Annotated in this window: 16 protein-coding genes; 13 read left to right on the forward strand and 3 right to left on the reverse strand. The window is 56.4% G+C overall.

Annotated features, from left to right (window positions below; translation table 11 throughout):
• Positions 1 to 30: 30 nt before the first annotated feature.
• Positions 31 to 1,071, reverse strand: coding sequence for a glucosaminyl phosphatidylglycerol flippase (gpgF, locus tag REH51_RS14310; protein ID WP_498936132.1), 1,041 nt, complete (start codon positions 1,069 to 1,071; stop codon positions 31 to 33).
• Positions 1,049 to 2,167, reverse strand: coding sequence for an N-acetylglucosaminyl phosphatidylglycerol synthase (gpgS, locus tag REH51_RS14315; protein ID WP_498937757.1), 1,119 nt, complete (start codon positions 2,165 to 2,167; stop codon positions 1,049 to 1,051). The genes gpgF and gpgS overlap by 23 nt, the downstream gene beginning before the upstream one ends.
• Positions 2,168 to 2,458: 291 nt before the next feature.
• Here gpgS and REH51_RS14320 point away from each other — a divergent pair, with 291 nt between their 5' ends.
• Positions 2,459 to 2,875: a ribbon-helix-helix domain-containing protein gene (locus REH51_RS14320; protein ID WP_009722521.1), complete on the forward strand. Its 417-nt coding sequence runs from the start codon at positions 2,459 to 2,461 to the stop codon at positions 2,873 to 2,875.
• A 38-nt stretch (positions 2,876 to 2,913) separates the two neighbouring features.
• Positions 2,914 to 4,059, forward strand: a complete 1,146-nt coding sequence (locus REH51_RS14325; protein ID WP_009722522.1) for an extracellular catalytic domain type 1 short-chain-length polyhydroxyalkanoate depolymerase — start codon at positions 2,914 to 2,916, stop codon at positions 4,057 to 4,059.
• A 95-nt stretch (positions 4,060 to 4,154) separates the two neighbouring features.
• Here REH51_RS14325 and REH51_RS14330 read toward each other — a convergent pair whose 3' ends face one another.
• Entirely contained in the window at positions 4,155 to 6,095 is a 1,941-nt protein-coding gene (locus tag REH51_RS14330) for an exoribonuclease II (RefSeq protein ID WP_039868750.1), read from the reverse strand.
• A 254-nt stretch (positions 6,096 to 6,349) separates the two neighbouring features.
• Here REH51_RS14330 and REH51_RS14335 point away from each other — a divergent pair, with 254 nt between their 5' ends.
• The 11 genes from REH51_RS14335 (at position 6,350) to REH51_RS14385 (ending at position 22,562) form a co-directional block, all read left to right on the forward strand.
• Complete coding sequence (locus tag REH51_RS14335; RefSeq protein ID WP_009722524.1) at positions 6,350 to 7,084, forward strand: GntR family transcriptional regulator; 735 nt, start codon at positions 6,350 to 6,352, stop codon at positions 7,082 to 7,084.
• A gap of 8 nt (positions 7,085 to 7,092) precedes the next feature.
• Complete coding sequence (gene nagA / locus REH51_RS14340; RefSeq protein ID WP_009722525.1) at positions 7,093 to 8,208, forward strand: N-acetylglucosamine-6-phosphate deacetylase; 1,116 nt, start codon at positions 7,093 to 7,095, stop codon at positions 8,206 to 8,208.
• Positions 8,208 to 9,227 (forward strand): SIS domain-containing protein, encoded by a 1,020-nt coding sequence (locus REH51_RS14345; RefSeq protein WP_009722526.1) that lies wholly within the window; start codon positions 8,208 to 8,210, stop codon positions 9,225 to 9,227. Before nagA ends, REH51_RS14345 begins: the two co-directional genes overlap by 1 nt.
• Positions 9,228 to 9,257: 30 nt before the next feature.
• The gene (gene ptsP / locus REH51_RS14350) at positions 9,258 to 11,837 is read left to right on the forward strand and encodes a phosphoenolpyruvate--protein phosphotransferase (RefSeq protein WP_498936134.1); all 2,580 of its coding nucleotides are present in this window, start codon (positions 9,258 to 9,260) and stop codon (positions 11,835 to 11,837) included.
• Position 11,838: 1 nt separating this feature from the next.
• Entirely contained in the window at positions 11,839 to 13,551 is a 1,713-nt protein-coding gene (gene nagE / locus REH51_RS14355; protein ID WP_498936136.1) for an N-acetylglucosamine-specific PTS transporter subunit IIBC, read from the forward strand.
• Positions 13,552 to 13,744: 193 nt separating this feature from the next.
• The gene (locus REH51_RS14360; protein WP_498936138.1) at positions 13,745 to 15,151 is read left to right on the forward strand and encodes an OprD family outer membrane porin; all 1,407 of its coding nucleotides are present in this window, start codon (positions 13,745 to 13,747) and stop codon (positions 15,149 to 15,151) included.
• A gap of 17 nt (positions 15,152 to 15,168) precedes the next feature.
• Positions 15,169 to 17,868 carry a beta-N-acetylhexosaminidase gene (locus REH51_RS14365; protein WP_498936140.1) on the forward strand — a complete coding sequence of 900 codons (2,700 nt, stop codon included), beginning with the start codon at positions 15,169 to 15,171 and terminating at the stop codon, positions 17,866 to 17,868.
• A gap of 117 nt (positions 17,869 to 17,985) precedes the next feature.
• Positions 17,986 to 18,783: a Cof-type HAD-IIB family hydrolase gene (locus tag REH51_RS14370; RefSeq protein ID WP_009722531.1), complete on the forward strand. Its 798-nt coding sequence runs from the start codon at positions 17,986 to 17,988 to the stop codon at positions 18,781 to 18,783.
• A 120-nt stretch (positions 18,784 to 18,903) separates the two neighbouring features.
• Entirely contained in the window at positions 18,904 to 19,632 is a 729-nt protein-coding gene (locus REH51_RS14375; protein WP_039868756.1) for a response regulator, read from the forward strand.
• Entirely contained in the window at positions 19,629 to 21,101 is a 1,473-nt protein-coding gene (locus REH51_RS14380; protein ID WP_009722534.1) for an ATP-binding protein, read from the forward strand. The genes REH51_RS14375 and REH51_RS14380 overlap by 4 nt, the downstream gene beginning before the upstream one ends.
• A 165-nt stretch (positions 21,102 to 21,266) precedes the next feature.
• The gene (locus tag REH51_RS14385; protein WP_009722535.1) at positions 21,267 to 22,562 is read left to right on the forward strand and encodes an ABC transporter substrate-binding protein; all 1,296 of its coding nucleotides are present in this window, start codon (positions 21,267 to 21,269) and stop codon (positions 22,560 to 22,562) included.
• Positions 22,563 to 22,630: the final 68 nt, after the last annotated feature.

Raw genomic sequence — 22,630 nt, forward strand, 5'->3', positions numbered from 1 at the left:
CTTGGGGCGCCCTTATTCGTTGGTTCACGGTTATCTTTTGGGTGTTTTATTGTCGGGTTCTCGGCGCAGCATTCGGTAGCTGTATAGAATGAATAGTGGCGCCCCCACCGCCAAATAGAGGTGGTAGCTCACCAGTCGCCAAACCAGGACGGCCGCTGAGGCCTGCTCGCGCTCCATCAAGGGCAGCAACAAACTGCCAACGCCCACTTCAGCGGCACCCGCGCCGCCGGGAAGAAAGCTAAGCTGGCTGGGCGCCATGGCCAGCATTTGGGTTAAAAATGTCCACATCCAGTCAGCATGTCCGCCCACGCCCAGCACCGCTATATAGAGCAAGCTATAGCGCATTAGCCAATGCGCAGTGGTTAGCATCATCATCGCGAGTAGCGTTGTGCGTGGAAGCGCGAGCGTGACCTTAAGCGCATGTCGGCATCGTAATAAACGGCGTGCCAGCCAGCGCCGTCGATAACGGCTTGGCCAGGCCGTTATAACGCCACCTGCACGTAGCAGGTTTGGTAAATAGCACATCACAACACTGACCAGCGTGGCCATAAGTGCTAAACCGACGAGCGCCCACTGCACTAGCGACTGATGTGGCCACTGAGTGTCGCTAACCAGTGAAAAGAGCACCAAGCCGCTCAGCATGGCGAGGAAAAACAGCAAATCACAGCCTTGGTCAATCAAGAACACTGCCGCCCCTTTGGCGGGCGGAAAGCCTCGTCGAACAAGCAGGATAAGTAGGGTGGCTGGCCCGCCACTCCCACCAGGCGTAGCGCACAACGCAAACTTAGACGCCAGTTCGATGCCCAGTGCGCCACGTTGACTGAGTTGCCCTGCACGGCCGCCTAACATTAGCCGCAATCTTGCTGCATTCAGGTTCCAACATAGAAACGCCAGCAGCAGCATTAACAGGAGTAACCCGAGTGGAAAGTGTTTAATGCGCTGTAGAGCCTCTGAGCCGCCCAGCCAAGCGGTAAGCATTAGCGGGGCCAAGAGCGCCCCAAGCAGTAGCAGGCCGTGCAACGGGCGAAAACGCAGTAATCGTTGGGGCTTAGTGGTGGTGGACGAGGGCATTGGGTCGTTCAATTTTACAAAGGTCGATGTAGTGCTCAAGAAGAGACTGGATAACGCTATCCCAACTGAGCTGGCGTTCGACAAAATGACGGGCATAACGCCCGCTGGCGGCGATGTCGTTACTAAACAATGCTGTACAGGCCTCTGCCATGGCACCGGGGTCGAGTGGTTGACAGAGAATGCCTGCACCTAGCGGCACATTTTCTGCCAGTGCACCGGCCCTGGCACCCACGATAGGTACACCGCAGGCCATCGCCTCTTGAGCGATCAAACCGAATGTTTCCCGAGTGCCCGCATGCAGCAGGGCATCGCTACTGGCGAGTGCTTTCGCCACCTCGTGCGCGCCACAGCAGCGATCCACGACAGTGACATTGTTGGGTACCTGATGGGGCATGCCAGGCCCCATCAGCAATAAATGATAATGGCTGCCGAGTTGGCGCATCGTTGCAAGTAGCACATCAATATTTTTCTCGCGGGAATTACGTCCCACAAAGATCAGCAGTTTTTTATCACTGGATATACCCATGCTTTGACGGAAAGAGGGGTCACGCTGCTGGGGGGGGAAATGGTTTAAATCGACCCCTAATGGCTGTACGCGAACGTTATCGACTCCCCACTCCTTTAAGCGATTAGCCATGGCGTTACGGGGGGCTAGCACGCTATCAAACTGGCAGTAGAGGTCTTTAACATAGCGTGTTAAGCGTTTCTCAACGTGGCGGCCAAAGCGATCTCCCATTAAGCGCGGAAGGTCTGAGTGATAAAACCCTACCACCGGTACCCCAAGCTTCTGTCCCGCAGCAAGGGCCGCCCACGCCGTCACATAAGGGTCACCAGCCTCGATAAGGTCTGGCTTAAGATCAATCAACGCATCCCGCCAGCGTGCCCTCCTTAGCGGGAACCGATACCCCTGGCCCAAGGGGAGATGTAACGCTGGCAAGGTGTGGTGATCGCCAAGACTATCGCGCTCTGCTCCTGGCACCAGCAAGCTGGTACGCAAGTGGGGAATGTCTGATAAAACACGGTGCTTGGCCTGTAAATAGGTGCGTACACCACCGCTGGCGGGGGCATAAAACATCGTCACATCTGCGATGTGCAAGCTAACCTCCAAACCCATAAAAGTGTCACCTTTTCACCATAAGGGAGAAATAAGTCAATTTGGCGACAACTGAGAAGAGGCCGTTGATTACCCGATTATCCGCGTTAAATCCCCATCAAATCACCTGGCGGTGACTCGCTTTCGCTCGTCTAATTACTTGACTAATGTTGGGGTTGGATTAATATACCATCCATATGGATGGTATATGGAATCCATTTGGATGCTTTTGTAAGTATTTTAAAATGTTTGAGCTGCTCTTACCTAGAGAGTTAGCGCAACGAGGAATGACACATGAGCGTGCATGAACTGCGCCGCAAATCCGGCGATTCCAGTGAGAAAATCACCATTAATCTTGGGGTAGTCGATCTGGGGCAAATCGACCTACTAGTCCAGGAAGGGTTTTATTCGAACCGCACCGATCTGATTCGCACGGCCATTCGTAACCAATTGGCGACACATGCCGAAGTGGTTAGGGAAACCGTAACCCGCAAGTCGTTCGTACTGGGGCTTGAACATTACAGCCGAGAAAACTTGGAGGCGCTGCAGTCGGCAGGTGAGAAGCTGCAGATTCAAGTTCTGGGGTTGGCCAGCATTGCTGACGACGTAACGCCGGAGCTTGCTCGCGCCACTATCGAGTCGGTTGTGGTGCTAGGTGCTCTGCATGCCAGTAAGGCGGTGAAGGCCGCTCTGGCAGACCGAATCCACTGAATTACTCACCACCGCATAGCGGAATTGGGGTATTGACCATGATCGGCGCCACTATGAATAAGCGAATGGAAGAAGCGACGCGACTGACGCGCGCAGGCAAGTTGCATGAAGCCATGGCACTTCTCCAGGGCGCCATACCTGAGTCGAGTGGGGAAGAAGCGCCAGTCCAGCCCTACCAGGGTGGCAATATCTTTGAGGGAACCTGTGAGGTTGTCGACGAAGATGGCACTGCATCGAAATCAAGGCCAACGTCGAAAACCTCGTCTTCTGCGTTTGGTCGCGGTCGGAAAGCCAGCGCGGGCGCGTTTACGTCTGGGCATTTTTCTAACCATGTTGGCTCGCGTGATTACAAGTTATATATCCCCAGTGGCCACAAGAGCCAGGCATTGCCGCTGGTGGTCATGCTACACGGCTGCACGCAGAATCCCGATGACTTTGCTGCTGGAACCAACATGAACCAGGTAGCTGAAGTTCAGCAATTTTGCGTGCTCTATCCCGCTCAGCCGGTCAGTGCCAACAACTCGAAATGCTGGAACTGGTTCAAGGCGGAAGACCAGCAGCGCGATGGAGGAGAACCTTCGATTCTGGCTGGCATGACCCGTCAGATCATAGACACCCATGGGCTCGATGCGAGCCGGGTTTATGTGGCAGGGCTCTCGGCGGGGGCGGCCATGGCAACGACGTTAGCGATGACCTATCCAGACCTGTTTGCAGCGGTAGGTGTTCACTCGGGGCTGCCCCACGGTGTAGCAAAAAGCCTTCCTGACGCGTTGGGTGCCATGCAAGGTGGCACGGGGCCGCTCGGTAATAGTGGTAAAAAGCCAGGAACCGAGTGGGCATCAGAAGTGCCCGCGATTATCTTTCATGGTGATCGCGACGCGACCGTGCATCCCAATAACGCAGATCGTGTTGCCGCTCAGTATGATGCATCACGTCCCGCAGGCGGTGCCAACAAGCCAACGGTAGAGAAGGGAAAAGCTGCCAATGGTCATGCTTACACGCGTACCACGCATCATGATGCGGCGGGTAAGCCATGCCTGGAGCAGTGGAAAATACACGGAGCTGGGCATGCCTGGTCAGGGGGAAGCGCGAGGGGTAGCTATACCGATCCCAAAGGCCCCGATGCCACGCAGGAAATGCTGCGCTTTTTCATGCAGCATCAGCAGGCCAACAAAAGGCAGTAAGTGACTGCCGCACAAAAATAACAACGGCGCCTGTAATGTAAGGCGCCGTTGTTGTCTATTTAGCCGGTTTATATAGAGGGTTTATATAAAAGGTTTTATGCCGTGGGCTTTGCCACCAGCGAACGGGTTTCTTCGCGGGCTTCCGTTAGCGCAACGCGCAGGCTGTCGCCCAGCTTGTAGCGCTCTTCGCCCTCAATCTGAATGCGGCCCTCTTTGTCATCAATGACCACTTTGGCTCGATCACTGTGCATCAGCGGGGCGGGTACGAAGGCGGTGGCACCGTTCTCCAGTAGGCGAACCCGCATACCGCCACGGTTGATCGCCATGATCTCCGCGTCGAAGGTGTCCTGATTCTGAGCGGCTGGCGTTAAGTAGCGTACGTAGAGCCAATCTTTTACGTCACGCTCTGCCATGCGGTTCAGGCGGCGACGCTCGGTCAGTTGCTCAGTGAGCTGCTGGCTGGCTTCCGCAGGCGCCTGTTCACCTTTAAGCACGCGCTTAATCAAGCGATGGTTGACCATATCACCATATTTACGAATCGGCGACGTCCAAGTGGCATAAGCCGGTAACCCTAGGCCAAAGTGCGGGCCAGGTTGGGCTGACATGCTGGTGAAGCCTTGGAAGCGACGCAGACGTGCGTCCAACCAGGCATCATCACGGCTTTCGAGGGCGCGCTTTAGCTCTTTGTAGTGAGCTAGCTCGGTCAGCGCTTCCTGGGCAACCTCGATTTCCTGGGTTGCCAAGAATTCTTGAGCAGATTCGGCTTTTTCAGGCTCAAAAGCGCGGTGCACATTAAAGATGCCGTGGCCGATATGCTTGGCGAGGAAATCCGCACAGCAAGCATTGGCGGCAATCATCGACTCTTCAATCATACGGTTGGCGATGCGGCGATCTTCGGTGCGAATTCCCAATACGTTGCCTGCCTCGTCCAGGTCGAAAACGTAGTCAGGACGATCTTTGAACACCAGGGCATGTTCGTTGCGCCAAGCGGTCCGCGCCTCTGTCAAATCACGCAGCGCTTTCAACTGCTCCGCGACATTGTCGGCGGGGGCCCAATCACCTTGACCGTCAATCCAGTCGGAAACGCGGTCATAGGCTAGTTTGGCGTGGGATTTCACGTTAGCAGCAAAGAAACGGTAATCACCCAGGCTGCCATCGGCATTAATGTCCAGCGAGCAGGCAAGGGCGGGGCGAGTCTGGCCTTCCCATAGCGAGCAGAGGTCATCTGCCAGCTGTTCAGGCAGCATCGTCACGTTTTGGCCGGGCAGGTAGACCGTGAAGGCACGCGTACGCGCTTCAAGATCGGCCGCATGGCCTTCTTCAACGTAGGCCGTTGGGTCAGCGATCGCAACGCTTAGCCGCCAACCGCCGCTTTCCAGCGCTTCCACGTGCAGCGCGTCGTCCATATCGCGGGTTTTTTCGCCATCAATAGTGAAGAAAGGCTGCGCCGTGAGGTCTTCACGGGTTAAACCTTCATCATGCAGTGGCCATTCGGTACCTGCATCCGGGCACTCCTGTTCCAGTGTATGGCGGGCGAGGGTGACGCGCCACGGAACAGCGGGGTCGTCGGACTTAGCTACCAGTTCATCAATTTGTGAGAAGAAACCGCGATCGTTCTCTTTCAGTGGGTGGCGTACCAGCCGCGCGACAACCCAGTCACCATCCGCAATGGTGGATTCATCCAGGCTGTTCTTAATGCGCGCCTTTAGCACGTTGCGAATCGAAGGGTGGTCGGGCACAACGGCTAAACGGTCTTCGCGCTTTTGCACACGGGCAACAAAGCGGTCAAGCCCAGCTTCGATCAGCTTTTCAGGCTCAACAGACTTTTTGTCGCCGTTTTCGTGGATCACCGCCTCGACGCGATCGCCGTGCATTACCTGCTTCATGGCGGGGGGCGGTACGAAATAGGATTCACCACTATCGGTTTCGAGAAAACCGAAGCCTTTTTCGGTGGCTTTAATCACCCCTTCAGCGCGTGGGGTGGTATCACGGATCTGTTGCTTGAGCTGGGCAAGCAATGAGTTGTTTTGCAGCATGTGTTCAATCAGTTGGCGAGAGTAGCCTGCCACTATACGGATTCCCAAAGGCTGCGCCAATCGTGGTTACCCCGAAGTTCGCTTTGGCCCCAAACTATCAACGATCTGCGTTCAATTTTGTAAGTGTGTTATCACCTTCTTGGGTAAAACTGACGTCACTATTCAACCATAGTTGTAGCTAATTGGTATTTGATTGGTATCTCATTGGGTCTATAGTGGTATTTAATTGGTATGGCCGCTACGGGGAGATACTCATGGACTCACGCTTTACTCAACTGCACCTTGACCCTCAGGGCGCAACACCGCTTTATCAGCAGTTAGCGCGCCAGCTAGAACAGGCAATTGAAACTGGCGCTTGGCAAGCCGGTGAGGCGCTGCCTTCTGAGCGCAATTTGGCCGAAAGCTTAGCGGTTTCGCGCATTACTGCCCGTAAAGCGTTAGATCGCTTAGCAGAGCTTGGACTCATTCGTCGAAGTCGTGGTTCTGGCACCTTTATTACCCCTCGCCTCAATCAGTCCCTGTCACGGCTTTCCAGTTTTACCGAGCTGCTGACCCAACGCGGCTTTACACCGAGCTCTCATTGGTTGGAGCGCAAGCTGGCCAACCCCAGTGCAGAAGAAAGTATGCGCCTTGGTCTGGGAGCTGATGCCCAGGTGGCCCGCCTTAAACGTTTGCGTTTAGCCGATGGGGTAGTGATGGCGGTGGAAGAAAGTTGCCTGCCCGTCTCGGTGCTGCCTGATCCGCTGGCGGTCGAGACGTCTCTCTATGCAACGCTGGAAGCGAGTGGGAAAGGGATTGCGCGCGCCTTGCAGCATGTTACTGCCATCAACGCCGGCGAAGAATTAGCGACGCTTGCTGAGGTGCCAGAAGGTCAGGCGCTGCTCAAAGTCACGCGACTTGGGTATCTCGCCGATGGCACCTCAGCGGAACTCACCATTACCTACTGCCGCACTGACTACTACGACTTTATGGTCGAGCTGACCCGCTAGGAGATTTTATGCAGTTTGGCAATATCCTCACCTCCGAGGGCTGGCGCCTGGGAGAGATCCATTGGGAAGAAGGGCGTATCAGGCGTATTGATGGCGATCCGGTAGACCCCGCTACCAACGAGCATCCACGCATTGTTCCCGGCTTTATAGATTTGCATGTGCATGGCGGTGGTGGCGCCGACACCATGGAGGGCGGCGAGGCGCTTGCCACGCTAGCGCGTACCCACGTGCGTTTTGGAACCACCCGTTTGCTTGCTACCACTATGACGGCGCCAGATGCCCAGATTCGTCAGGTGTTATGCGACGTCGCTAGCTATATGGAGGCGCAGGAGCCGGACGCCGCTAGGGTATTGGGCGTTCATTTGGAAGGCCCTTATATCAACCCCGGCAAGCTGGGTGCTCAACCCGCCCATGCGCGTAATGGTGTGATTGAGGAGGTGGACGAGCTGTGTGCTTTGGCCCCCATCCGCTTGCTGACACTTGCCCCTGAGTTAGCCGGCCACTATGCATTAATTCGCCATCTCAGCGAGCGGGGCGTGCGGGTTCAGCTAGGGCATACGCTTGGCAGCTATGAAGAAGGTGTGGAGGCAATGGCCCATGGTGCCTGCGGATTTACTCATTTGTTCAATGCCATGACCGGCCTACATCACCGCAAACCTGGAATGGTCGGCGCAGCGCTTGCTCATGCGCAGTACGCCGAACTAATACCTGATCTGCTGCATGTACACCCCGGTGCCATCCGTACTGCCTTACGCTGCATCCCTAATCTCTATGCTGTTACCGATTCCACCGCTGCGGCAGGCATGCCAGACGGTGATTACCGTCTAGGTGAGCAGACCGTCACCAAATGCCTGGGAGGTGTTCGTTTGGCTGACGGCACCTTGGCAGGCAGCACGCTGACCATGGATCAAGCTTTACGTAACTTCGTTAGTCTCGGCCTCTCCCTGGAGGATGCGTCGAACCGCCTGTCACGTTTTCCTGCCGATTTTCTGGGAATCGGCGACATCGGCCGCCTTCAAGAGGGCGCATTGGCTGATCTGGTCGTCCTTGATCCCCAACTTCAACTCCAAGCGGTCTATGTCGAGGGCCGTCATGTCTGTGGAAACGTCCAAGGAGCCTCTTAATGTCTCTGATGCTTGAAGAAACCCGCAACGCTCCCGAGCGTATTCGCGGTCAGCTGCAGCGCAATGCGCCGTTGCTCGCAGCGCTAGGCGAGCGTTTACGTCTCGCCGAACCTACTGCAGCGGTCACCGTGGCACGGGGCAGTTCGGATCACGCTGCCAGCTACTTTGCTTACCTGTGCATGAAGCGCAAAGGCATTCCGGTGGCCTCGCTGCCGCCTTCGCTAACCACACTGGCTAAAGCGCCTTGGCGGCTAACAGGGCAGCTGGCCTTGGCGGTTTCCCAATCTGGGCAAAGCCCTGACCTCGTCGCTATGCAGCAGTCGCTCGCTGCCGCCGGGGCTCGAACGATAGCGTTAGTCAATACGCCGCAGTCGCCTCTGGGCGCAGCCAGCGATAGTGAAATCCCTCTCTATGCGGGAGAGGAAAAGAGTGTGGCCGCCACTAAAAGCTACCTTGCCACGCTTTCTGCCATGGCGCAGCTCATCGGTCACTGGCAGGAAGACCGCTTGCTACTCGCTGCTCTGGAACAGTTACCAGAGCGGCTGACTCAGGCTCTGGAAATGGATTGGTCTCCTGCCATAGAGGCGTTGCTACACGCCGACAAAATGATGGTGATTGGTCGTGGGGCGGGTCTTGCTGTCGCTCAGGAAGCCGCGCTCAAGTTTAAAGAAACCTGTGCGATTCAAGCTGAATCCTTTAGCGGCGCCGAAGTCCGCCACGGTCCGATGGCGCTGATTGGCCCTGATTATCCGGTGCTGGTATTCGCGCCACCAGGACCCGAGCAGGCAGGCTTGCTGGAGTTAACCGAATGGCTCAACAGTGTCGGCGCCCGAGTAGTCCTTGCTGCCGACAAAAGCGTGGTACAGCGCAATTTGACCTTGGTAGATGCTGGTCATGAGGCCCTGCAGCCACTGTCGGTGATTCAGAGCTTTTATCAAATGGTGGCTGGCCTTGCAGAGGCCCGGGGAAGCGATCCAGATCGCCCTCGGCACCTCAATAAAGTCACCTGCACCCTGTAAACGTATAACAACAATCTTGGGAGTCTTCCCATGTCAGATTCTAGTCAATCATTAACACTGCAGGCCCCCGTGACGGGGGTTGTGGTACCCCTAATAGCGGTGCCTGATCCGGTTTTCGCCAGCCTAACTCTGGGAGAAGGCATTGCCCTCGATCCGTTGGGCGAGTGCCTGCACGCTCCCTGTGATGGTGAAGTGGTGCAGTGCGCTCGTACCCATCATGCGTTCACCTTGAGAACCGAGGCTGGTGTTGAATTACTGCTTCACTTAGGCCTGGATACGGTTGAGTTAAAAGGGAAAGGTATTGAGCCTTTGGTCGCTGTAGGTGATCACGTGCGCGCTGGCGACCCGCTGTGCCGCTTCGATGCCGATGCCTTAGCGCGGGGAGCAAGTGCGCTGATTACCCCACTGGTGATCACCGAGGCGGCTGGCTGGCAATTACTGCCGTCGAAGCACCGCGAGGGTGAGCAGGTTTCACTTGGTGAACCCTTACTGGTGCTAACCCGCACTGCCGTTGAGCTTGCCAATACACGTGCTAATGGGCCGTTAGTTGAGCGCCGGGTGATCTTAGCCTTAGCAGCGGGGCTGCATGCGCGACCCGCTGCCCGACTTCGCGCTATTGCTCGGAAGCATAGCGTAAGCCTGACGGTACAGCATGAGAGTTCAACTGATAACACTGACAGTGCTAGCGCGGATAGTCTTAGCGCATTAATGAACTTGAGCTTGGCCGAAGGCGCAACGTTAAAACTGACTGCCCAGGGAGAGGCTGCTGAGGCAGCGCTGGATGCCGCCGAGCGGCTGTTGACCACTCCAGAGGCGGAGGAGCACAGCGCGCCTGCTCCATCTACTTTAACCGCAGTGACACTTAAAGAGGGAGAACTGGCTGGCTTAGTGGCTAGCCCTGGTTTAGCCATCGGCTCGCTTGTCTCTTATCAATTGCCGCTACCCGCCGTTCCCTTGATGGGCGAGGGCAAAGCCATTGAAACAGCTCGCTTGAAAAAGGCGCTATTAAGCGTTGGCGAGGCGCTAGCCAGCGCTGAAGCGCAAGCAACGCGCCAGGGGCAGAGCGCCGAGGCGGAAATCTTTGCTGCTCATGGTGCCTGGCTAGAAGATCCCGATTTGGTTGCAGCAGCCGGGAAGCACATTGGTGAAGGGCGCAGTGCTGGCCAAGCTTGGCGTGAGGCGCTGGATACCGAAGCCGCACGGCTTGGAGCGAGCGGAAATACGCTGCTTGCCGCCAGGGTGGCTGATCTGCGCGACTTGCAGCGCCGTGTGATGGTGGAACTAAGCGACGACCAGCAAGCGGCACTTCCTGAACTGCCCAAGGGGGCCATCGTCGTTGCTGATGAACTGACACCCTCAGAGCTGGTGGCCGTTGCTACCCAACATCCTGCTGGGCTTTGTCTCGCGGGTGGCGGCACTACTTCCCATGTGGCCATTTTGGCACGTGCCCGAGGTATTCCCTGCCTCGTGGCCATGGGGGCAAGCCTAATCGACGCTGCTCATAGCGCCACAAACGAGAGCGTCATCCTAGATGCGGAAAATGGGCGCTTGGCGCTGACACCTAGCCCGGCTCAACGGGCGGAAGTGGCAGAGCGCATTGATGCTCGCCGTTATGAAGCTGAGAAAGCGCAGGCGTTAGCGCATGAGCCAGCGATCACGCTGGACGGGCGAGAAATTGAGGTATGCGCCAATATCGGTGGAGCCGAAGAGGCGCGTTTGGCGGCGGAGTCGGGCGCTGATGGTGTAGGCCTACTGCGCAGTGAGTTTCTTTTTCTTGAGCGAGATAGTGCCCCCAGTGAAGCGACTCAGCGTGACGAGTATCAGGCTGCTGTGAAGGCCTTAGATGGCAAGCCTGTGATTATTCGTACCCTGGATATTGGTGCGGATAAGCAGCTTCCTTATCTGCGCTTGCCTTCAGTGCCTAATCCGGCGCTGGGCGTGCGGGGTGCTCGTTTGTGGGCCAGTCACCCTGAATTGCTGGAGACCCAGCTTCGGGCGTTGCTTGGCGTCACACCGTTGGAAACGTTGCATATTATGCTGCCCATGGTCAGTGAAGTGAGTGAGCTACGTGATGTACGTCAGCGTCTGGAGGCACTGGCCAGCGAGATGGGGCTGACAGCGCGCCCGCTTCTGGGGGCCATGATTGAAGTCCCGAGTGCTGCGCTATGCGCAAGAAGCCTCGCGGTTGAGGCAGATTTTCTGTCCATCGGAACCAATGACCTGACTCAGTACACCCTGGCGATGGATCGAGAAGACCCAAGCCTCTCGGCGCGAGCTGATGTGCTGCACCCTGCGGTGCTGTGGCTTATTCAGACCACCGTAGATGGCGCGAAGGGGCACTGCCCCGTAGGAGTGTGCGGTGCTGCGGCTGGCGATGAGAAAGTGGCGGCGCTTCTGGTTGCGCTGGGGGTCAATGAACTGTCTGTGGAACCTGCGCGTGTACCTGCGGTGAAAGCCGCCCTGCGTTGCCTTAATGCTACCGCGCTGGCAGCTGAACTCCCCGCATTACTGGCCCTGGACGATGCTGTTGCTGTACGCCAGCACTTAAGCACGTGGCTGTCCCGGGCAAACCATACCGATATAACAACAACGACCCTTGAGAGGTGCTGAAATGTCTTCCATGACCTTCGGTTCCCGCCTGATGGGCGGGCTGCAGCGGCTTTGCCGCTCTCTAATGCTACCTATCGCGGTGCTGCCTATCGCAGGCCTATTGCTGCGTCTTGGCCAACCTGATCTGCTGGATATTGCCTTCATTGCTGGCGCTGGTGAGGCTATTTTCGCCAATCTGGCACTGATTTTTGCCATCGGCTTAGCCGTAGGCTTTGCAGATGATAGCAACGGCGCTGCTGGCTTGGCTGGGGTGATCGGCTACTTGGTGCTGGATGCGGTGCTTACCGCTCTCAACCCCGAGATCGATATGGGCGTGCTGGCAGGGATTATTTCCGGCAGCGTCGCAGGCCTGCTCTATAATCGTTACAAGTCGATTCAACTCCCTGAGTACTTGGCTTTTTTTGGTGGGCGACGCTTCGTACCTATTGCTACAGGGCTAGCTGCGGTGGCATTGGGCGTCGCTTTTGGGTTGATCTGGCCACCTATCCAGCATGGTATTGATTCCCTTGGTCAGTGGCTGATAAGCGCAGGCGAACTGGGGCTTTTCGTCTACGGAACGATCAATCGTTTGTTGATTGTGACTGGGCTGCACCACGTGTTGAATAGCCTGGTGTGGTTTGTTTTCGGTAGTTTCGAGACAGCCTCTGGGGTAGTGGCTAACGGTGACCTAAATCGTTTCTTTGCTGGCGACCCTGCAGCGGGGCGCTTTATGACCGGTTTCTTCCCAGTAATGATGTTTGGCTTACCAGCAGCCGCGCTGGCTATGTACCATGCAGCACCAAAAGGTCGCCGTGCCCAGGTGGGTGGCCTGCTACTTTCGCTGGCGTTGACGGCTTTCCTGACCGGTGTCACCGAACCCATCGAATTTACCTTTATGTTCCTGGCGCCGCTGCTTTATGGCATGCACGCGGTACTAACGGGCATTTCCATGGCACTGCTGCACTGGCTGGATGTGAAGCTTGGCTTCACCTTCTCTGCAGGGGCTTTCGACTTCGCACTCTCTTACGGACTCTCCACCAATGGCTGGCTGATGTTGCCTGTGGGGCTCGTCTATTTCGCCCTTTACTACACGGTATTTCGCTGGGCCATCGTCCGCTTTAATTTGCCTACTCCAGGGCGCGAGCCAGAGAGTACAGGGCCGGCAGTAGCCCCAACGCCGCTAGGCGAGCGTGGTCCCGCTTTTGTCACGGCGTTAGGTGGAGCCGGCAACCTGCAAAGCGTAGGTGCCTGCACCACTCGGTTGCGCTTGGTGCTGGAGAATCCCGAGGCGATCGATGAACCGGCCCTGAAGTCATTGGGCTCTCGGGGGATCATGCGTCTTCAGGGTGGCGGTCTCCAGGTGGTGATGGGCCCCATTGCAGATGGTATTGCAGATGAGATTCGACAAGCGCTCAAGCAAAGTGGAGCGGTGCTTGATTCCGACACCTCCTCGGGACATAACCCTGCCAGCCCCGCAAACTCTTCTCAACCGACTGCATTGCCCACCGAGGTGGCTCAACGCTGGATAGCGGCCTTAGGCGGCGATGCCAACGTGCAGCGGTTGGAGGTTCAGGCCCAGACACGCCTGCGAGTGGAGCTAGTCGATGGCGCTGGTCTAGACAGCGCGGCGCTTGACCAACTGGGGTGTAGAGGCATTCAGGCGTTGAGCAGTAATACATGGCATCTGGTCGTCGGAGATCAAGCCGCTGCTATCGCGCATTCACTAAGAACCTAACGCTCGTAATCGATACCCGTTAATCGGCACCTGCTGAGTAACGGGGAGCCGTGGCGATTTAGCCAAGACTTCTACGTCATAGACCCATGTTTATGGGGCAGCGTTGCGCTGCCCCACAGACCCCGCGCGTCTTAAAAACGTGCATATCACTGCAAAGCTCAATAAAAAATCAACAACAAGCGGGTACGATGCCATGCTGATATCAAGCATATTTACGCCCCAAAAAGGGCAGCCTTTAGGTCGCTTTGGTCAACTAGCCTTGGTCGGCACCTTATCTCTGGTTCCTTTGACGTCCTCTGCAGGTGAGCCACAGGGCTTTATGGAAGAGGCCAGTCTTCAGACCACTCTGTTTTATATCTACCGAGATCGTGATCGTCGTCAGGGAGGTATGGGGCCAGCTGGTGAGGGCCGTCCAGGGGCTTACGCTTCCAACCTGCAGCACTCTACCGCCAATCTGGCCGTCGACTTCTCGAGCGGTTATGCGGGGGGAGTTGTGGGGCTGGATCTAGCCGCCTTTGCCGCCTATGACTTTCAGAACCGCCACCAGGGTACGGAGTTTAATTTCCGCCCAGCGAGTACGCTCTGGGAGGAGCGCTGGGACGGCAAGGAGACGAATGGCGCCAGCCTTTACCGGGCTGCCCTCAAGTTGAAATTTGGCGATATGTGGGGGCGGCTGGGGTATCTGCAGCCTCAAGGCACCAGTGTCATCGCCCCGAACTGGTCTTTCCTACCGGGCACTTATCGCGGTGGTGAGCTCGGAGCCAGGATAGGTGACCTGTCGCTGAGCTATTTTCATGCCGACCGTTACAAAGCCCCCTGGTATCAGAGCTTCTACGAGTTCCGCCAAGCTGACGGAGAAACAATCGACTACCTGCACTCGTTGGGAGCGCGCTATGAAGTCACCGATGATCTGGTAGTCGAGGCAGCGTTTGGGCAAGCCCAGGGTTATATGGATCAAGGGTTCGGTAAGGTGTCTTATGCCACCCAGTTGAACGATTCCCCGCTGCGTTTGAGTTACCAGGCCTATGCCGCTCGTGATCGCCATGACGATGGCTCAGCCAACGACGTCTATGACGGCACTGCCTGGCAACAGGTGCTTACCGCTCACTATGGTCAAGGTGCCTTCGATTGGCGGCTTGAGTTTAGTTGGGTGCATGCGCCGGGTGCTCAGGGCTACTTCCTGCCGCGAATGACCACCCCTTATGCATCGTCTAACGGCCGCATGGACGTCTGGTGGGATGCCCGGTCCGACTGGAATCACGATGGCGAGAAGTCCCTCTACGCCGGTGTCACCTATGACCTGGAGGGGTGGCGTTTGCCCGGCTGGTCGCTGGGCGTGGCTCATGCGTATGGCTGGGGTGCACGTCCCTACTCAGGTTTTGAGGACCCCGGCCGCCGCTTTAGTGAGTCCGCCTGGAACTTTGATGTGCATTACAAGGTTCAGAATGGCTGGGCCGAGGGCACGCGCTTTCAACTGCACTACACCCGCTACGACAACCGCACCGACTACGCCTCCTGGGGAGATGGCGGTTTTAAAAACGCCTTTCAGGATGAACACGACATCAAGTTCACAGTCGTGGCCCCTTTCTCGATTCTGTAATGCTTGAGGTGAGAACAATGACAAAATTGACAATGAAAGCCCTAACGGCACTGGCTGTCGGGATCGCAATCAACTCGGTGGCTGCCCAGGCAAGTGAAGCCACACAGCTTGGCGTGTCGTCTGCCCATGACTTGGCACAGCGGCTGGACGTGCAGTACACGATAACTGCCAACCAACCCCAGGCGCATAATATCGACTGCCAGAAGCTGGGGGCGGATTATGCTGCCTGTTTTACCGCTACAATTCTTTTGACCAACACCTCCGACGAGGCCATTGAGGCGAGCGACTGGGGCCTGTATTTCTCGAGTATTCGCCGCCTGCTGAAGATGGATCACCCTGAGCTGACGCTGACACGGATCACTGGGGACCTTCATCGGATCGAGCCTAATGACGCCTTTACCGGGCTGGGTGCTGGTGAGAGCCTGGAAATCCCCATCGTGGGTGAGTACTGGCAGCTATTCATGACCGATGTGATGCCCAACTGGTATCTGGCGGTGGATGATGAAACAGCGGTTATTGATAATACCCGTGATGAGCTACTGACGGACTTCGTGGGTGTGCCCGAGGGGGAGTTACTTATGCGCACGCCGGAGGATCGCAATGTGGTGATGACTGCCGAAACACGCTTCGAGCGGAACGCAGCGGCCACTGCAATACCAGCCGAGGCATTGCGGGGAGCCATTGTGCCAACACCGCAGTCATCTCGCCTGGGAAAGGCTACTCTCGATCTGTCTGAAGGGGTCAGCCTGGTGATGCCAATGCTGAGCGAGGCCAGCATAGCTGCACTGGGGGAGCGCTTCGAGCGGCTTGATATCCCCGTCAACGAAGGTGAAAACGGCCTGGTGATTCGCGCCCGTTTAGTCTCCGAGTCAGATGCCCTCGATGACGCACTGGCAAGGAAAGGGGGCTATCGCCTGCAGCTCGATGAGTCAGGTGCCGATATTCTGGCCTTTGACGCCGCTGGGGCTTTCTACGCTGTACAGTCGCTTATAGCGGCCACGGATGAAGCAGGGCTAGTGCCAGCGATGGACGTTGATGATGCTCCGCGTTACGACTACCGCGGCGTCATGCTGGACGTGGCGCGGAACTTCAAAGACAAGGCCTCAGTGCTGCGTTTGCTCGACCAAATGGCCGCCTACAAGCTCAATCGTTTCCATTTCCATCTCACCGATGATGAGGGGTGGCGGCTGGAGATTCCGGGGTTGGCGGAGTTAACCGAAGTGGGCAGCAAGCGCTGTCATGATCTGGATGAAACGAACTGCCTGTTACCCCAGTTGGGCTCTGGGCCAGCGGCCGACACGTCCGGTAGCGGTTTTTATACCCGAGAAGATTATATCGATATCGTGCGCTATGCCGAGGCACGCCATATTCGGGTAATACCTGAGATTGATATGCCTGCTCACGCTCGCGCCGCCGTGGTGGCTATGGAAGCGCGGCACCATCGGCTGCTGGAAGAAGGCGATAGTGTGGCAGCCAACGAATATCGGTTAATCGACCCCGAAGATATGTCCAATACGCTGTCGGTTCAGCTCTATGACCGCCGCAGTTATCTCAACCCCTGCCTTGAGTCAACGCATCGCTTTGTTGATAAGGTAATGGGCGAAGTGGTATCGATGCATCAGGAGGCGGGCCAAACGCTGGAGAACTGGCACTTTGGTGGTGACGAGGCCAAAAATATCCTGCTGGGCCATGGTTTTCAGGATATCGATGCCAAAGAAGCGGTCGACTGGCGAGGAACCATCGACCAGCGTGACCAGCACCATCCCTGGGAAGCATCACCGATTTGCCAGCAGCGCATTGCCAGTGGAGAGGTCGCTTCTGTTGAAGAGCTACCAAGCCGTTTTGCCCTGCAGGTTAACCGCATCGCCAATGCTTACGGGATACCCCGCATGTCGGCTTTGCAGGATGGTCTTAAGCATGTGGAATCCGCCGCAGAGTTTGCTACGCCGCAGGTAGCGGTCAATTTCTGGGACCCGCTGTTTTGGGGCGGCAGTCAGTCGGTGGCGGAGTGGCAGTCGCGGGGCTATGAGGTGATTCTTTCGAGCCCAGATTATCTCTACTTCGACATGCCCTACGAGGTGAATCCCTACGAGCGGGGTTACTACTGGGCAACACGCTTCACCGACACCCGCAAGGTGTTCTCCTTTGCCCCCGATAATCTGGCACAAAATGCCGAGACCTCGGTTGACCGGGATGGCAACACCTTCCGTGCCGAGAGCGTTGAGGGGTGGCAGGGCGCTCGGGGAATTTCCGGCCAGGCTTGGGGGGAGACGGTGCGCAGTGAAGCCCAAATGGAGTATATGATCTTTCCACGCTTGCTGGCGTTGGCCGAGCGAGCTTGGCACCGAGCCGAGTGGGAACTCGGTTATCGACCTGGTCAGGTGTTCGTCGGTGGCGAGACGTCCTTCGTCGACCATGAGACGTTGACCGAGGACTGGCAGCGTTTTGCTAACCTGCTAGGGCAACGCATCCTTCCCCGTTTGGAACAGGATGGAATCGCTTATCGTCTGCCCTTGCCAGGAGCTCGAATCGAAGCGGGTAGGCTAGAAGCTAATGTGGCTCTGCCAGGAGTGGCTATTGAGTACTCCCTGGACGATGGGGTGAGCTGGCAGTCCTATCAGGACAGCGCGCCACCCCAGGTGGAAAACACCACGGTGCTATTACGCAGCATCGGTGCCAACGGTCAGCAGCATAGCCGTGTCGTGACGCTAAATTAACCACCGTTAATATAGCGAGGAGCCCTTCAAGGCGGCGTTGCCTTGGAGGGCTTTGTCCGGCTGGGAGCGGCAAGCGTAATCGGATAAGCTGAGAAGTTCTATCATCAGGAGTGCACCATGACACCACGCCTTATCGTTTCCGACCTTGACGGTACGCTGTTAGGCAGCGACCACCGACTGCACGAAAGTACTATTGAGGTGCTAAGGGCTCTTGTAACGCAAGGCCATCATGTTGCGCTGGCTTCTGGTCGCCATTACCACGACATGCGGGTATTTCGCGATCAGTTAGATATCCCGATCCATTTGATCAGCACCAATGGTGCGTATACCCACGACCCCGCTGGCACGCTGTTGAGCGCGACGCATCTTGAACCAGCCCATGCCGAAACACTTATTCAGCTGCCGCGCCCGCCCCAGGTGCGGCTCAGCCTTTACCGTGAAAACGGTTGGCATGTCGATGCCGAGGCACCACATCTACTGTCATTGCATGCATCGACTGGCTTTACTTACGAGGTCGTGCCGCCGGAAGAGATGGATGCCAAGGGTGTTGGTAAAGTGCTCTATCTGGGCGACCCAGATTCATTAGCGCAACTGGAAGCGCAGGCCCATCAAGCATGTGGGCAGAGTTTACATATTACTTACTCCACCACGGATGCTCTGGAAATCATGGCCGGAGGCGTCAATAAAGGTGTGGCCTTAACGGCGCTGCTGGAAACGTTAAAGCTGACACCGGCAGAGTGCTTGGCCTTTGGCGATAACCTGAATGATACCGAAATGCTTAACCTGTCAGGGGAGGCCCAGGTAATGGCCAATGCCCACCCCGCACTATTTGATCGTATAGAGGGGGCTGAACGTATCGGCCACCACGGCGAAGCTGCTGTTGCCAAGTGGCTTCAAAAGCGCTTTGGGCTGTAAAAAACGCTTCGCGCTGCAACCTTGGTCGATGGCCGCTTGCGATAGGGTGGCCACTCCACCATCATCTAGCCCCGACAACGATAATAACGAGTGATATTAACCCAGGGGCGCTTTGCTACCATGACTACCACGCCTGCTACCTTGATGGTCGTTGATGACGACTCGGAAATTCGCGAACTACTGGCAGACTATTTAGGACGTCACGGTTATCAAGTGCTGACCGCCGACGGAGCGGATTCGCTGTATCAGCAACTGGCCAAGCAAACGCCAGACTTGTTGATTGTTGACGTTATGATGCCGGGGGATGACGGTTTTACCATCTGCCGAGAACTGCGCAAAACCAGCGACATACCGATTATTATGCTCACCGCTAGTGCTGATGATACTGACCGTGTTTTGGGACTCGAATTGGGTGCTGACGACTATATCGCTAAGCCCTTTAATCCTCGCGAGCTGCTGGCGCGGATTAAAGCGGTGCTGCGCCGAGCCCGTCCTGCTGCAGCAACTGTCGCGACAGCCCAAGAGGCCCGCCGGGTGCGTTTTGGTGACTGGCAACTTGACCGCATGACCCGCGAACTGATTGATCAGGAAGGTATTCGGACCGCACTTTCCGGCGCAGATTTTCAACTACTGCAAGTGTTTCTGGAGCGGCCTGCCACGGTCATTACCCGGGATGATCTCTACACATTGACCCGCGGACGTGAAGCACCACCGTTGGATCGCTCGATTGACGTACATGTGTGCCGTTTGCGCCAGCGGTTGGGGGAAGACGCGCAGCACTCTCAACTGATTCGTACTGTGCGCGGGGCTGGCTATGTGCTGACCGCCAAGGTTGAACCCACTTCGTGAAAGGCGTAAAGCGCAAGCTCGCACGTTGGTTACCCAGCAGTCTACGCGGGCGCTTTGTGATTATTATGATTGCGGGCGTTCTGGCCGCTCAAGCGGCCAGCTATGCGCTGTGGACTTCCCAGGTGCGGGCCAGTCAGCTTGAACAGTTAGATGAGCTGTCCAGCAACATGGCCTTCAGCATTGCTTCGACCATGCGGTTTTTCCGTTCGCTGCCGGTAGATTACCGGCACATTGTGCTGGATCAACTGCGTAGCATGGGCGGCACGCGCTTTTTTGTCAGCGTGAATGAGCGGCGCATTCCTGTCGACGATATTGGCAGCGGCCCGGAAAAAGAGGTCGTGGTGGACAATGTGCGCTCTATTTTGACCCAACAACTCTCCATTGATGATGTGGTGGTGGAGTTTTCCCGCCCGGACACTTTGCGCGTGTTTAACAATGAAGTGCTGCTTTATGATTTACCACCTCGTTGGGGGCAGCACAGTTTGTTAATGGAGCCACTGTCTCCACCTATCTTAGTGGTTCAACTGGAACTAGCCCCCGATACCTGGCTTTACGTGGCCACACTGCTTGGCGTGCCAGATATTTTTAGCGGCTATCGTTGGCTTTCTGAAGAGCGTTTATTAGTTGGCGTGTTGTTGGTGCTCAGTGTGTTAGCACTTTCCCTGCTAGGCATTACCAGTGTGACCCGCCCGTTGGCGCGGCTTTCAAAAGCGGCACGACAACTGGGAGATGACTTGGATAGCCCGCCACTCAAAGAGAGCGGCCCTAAAGAAGTGGCCGCCACCGCGGTGGCCTTTAATCGTATGCAGCGGCGTATTCGCGAACAGATTGATGAGCGCGAGCGGCTGTTTTCGGCGATTTCTCATGATCTTAAAACCCCCATTACACGGTTACGACTGCGGGCTGAAATGCTCGATGACCCCGCTCAGCGCGAACGTTTTTGTGCCTCGCTTGACGAGTTGACCGAACTGGTCAAAGGCGCACTGGCCTCGGTAAAAGGGCTGGACCTGCATGAAGATCCGCAGCCCACGGATCTTAACGCGCTGCTGTTGGAAATTGCCGAAGGGCTGCGTTTGCACGGGGGCGACGTGTCACTCTATGGCACTGTGTTACCACTGACCGTTAAGCCGCTGGCGCTGAAACGCTGCTTGGCAAACCTGCTTGAAAACGCAGTGTTTTATGGCCAGAAAGCAACCGTAACGCTGGAAGAGCAGGCGGGGGTCGTGACGTTGCATATTCATGATAATGGCCCCGGCATTCCTGATGCGCAGCTTTCCCGGGTGTTTTCACCTTTTGTGCGCCTGGAAGCCTCTCGAAGCCGTTACACTGGTGGAAGCGGCCTGGGGCTTGGCATTGCCAGGCATATTGCTCGTGCCCACGGGGGCGATATTGTCTTATCTAACCACTTGTCTGGTGGGTTGGTGGCCACGTTAACGCTACCGCGCCAAACAAGTGTTACTGACTTGTAATAAAACCCTAACACTATTAATAAATTGCCAAGACTATGCAGGACTCGGTAACTCCCGTTGTGTGCCTGGGTGGCGTACTCTGCTGTGAGTCGTTCAATCGATCATCAGCAACGACATCTCATAAGCACAAAAACAACAGCACAATAACAACAGCAGGAGCTATTCATGCCGATTACCAATATGCCCGTTTTTAACGTCCCCACATTTAAAAAATCCGCACTCGCGTTAGCCCTGGTGGCTGGTACCACCATGGCGGCCAGCGCCGCCCAAGCTAACGAAGTTGAAGTACTGCACTGGTGGACATCCGGCGGTGAAGCCCGCGCGGCAAACGTTCTCAAAGAGTTAATGGAAGCTGAAGGCTATGGCTGGCAGGATTTTGCCGTGGCTGGTGGCGGTGGTGAAACCGCCATGACTGTACTTAAATCTCGTGCAATGTCCGGCAACCCGCCTTCCGCCGCGCAAATTAAAGGCCCTGAAATTCAAGAGTGGGGCGAACTTGGCCTGTTGGGTGATTTAGACGACGTCGCCACTGCTGAAGACTGGAACGACCTGCTGCCTGAGATTGTTGCCGATATTATGCGTTACGACGGCCAGTACGTTGCCGTACCAGCGAACGTTCACCGAGTTAATTGGCTGTGGGCCAATCCTGACGTGCTAGAAGCCGCAGGCGTTGAGATGCCTACCACGCTTGAAGAGCTATTTACCGCCGGTGAAGCCATTCGCGAAGCTGGTTTTGTACCGCTAGCCCATGGCGGCCAAGCGTGGCAAGACGCGACGGTGTTCGAGAGTGTCGTGTTGGGCAGTCAAGGCACCGAGTTTTACCAGCAGGCGCTGGTGGAGCTAGACCCTGAGGCGCTGGGCGGGGAGCAGATGATTACGGCACTTGAAGACTTTAAGCGCCTGCGCGAGCTGATGGATCAAGGCATGTCAGGCCGCGATTGGAACATTGCTACCGCGATGGTGATTGAAGGTGTTGCAGGTTTTCAGCTAATGGGTGACTGGGCTAAAGGGGAGTTCACCGCCGCAGGCCTTACCGCTGGTGAAGACTATCTGTGTGCTGCCGCCCCAGGTACTGAAGACGCCTTTACGTTTAATATCGACAGTCTGGCGATGTTCCGTGTTACCGACGATGCTGAACGTGATGCCCAGCAAACCCTGGCGCGCCTAGTCTTAGAGCCGACCTTCCAAGAAGCCTTTAACCTCGCCAAAGGTTCCATTCCAGCGCGGCCTGATCTGGATATGAGTGAGTTCGATAGTTGTGCCCAGCAGTCGCTTGCCGACTTCCAGCGCACTGCTGATGAAGGGGGCTTAGTTCCCAGCATGGCCCATGGCATGGCGGTACGCGCTGATGTTCAGGGAGCAATCTTTGATGTCGTGACCAACTACTTCAACGATACCGATATGCCTGCCGAAGAAGCCGCCCAACGGTTAGTGAGTGCGGCTGAAACCGCCTCTTTTTAAGCCACCGCGTACTTTTTTATAAGTGACGTAACTAGCGCCGCCGCAACGACGGCGCTAGCGGTTGACTG

This window comes from Halomonas bluephagenesis (assembly GCF_054790765.1).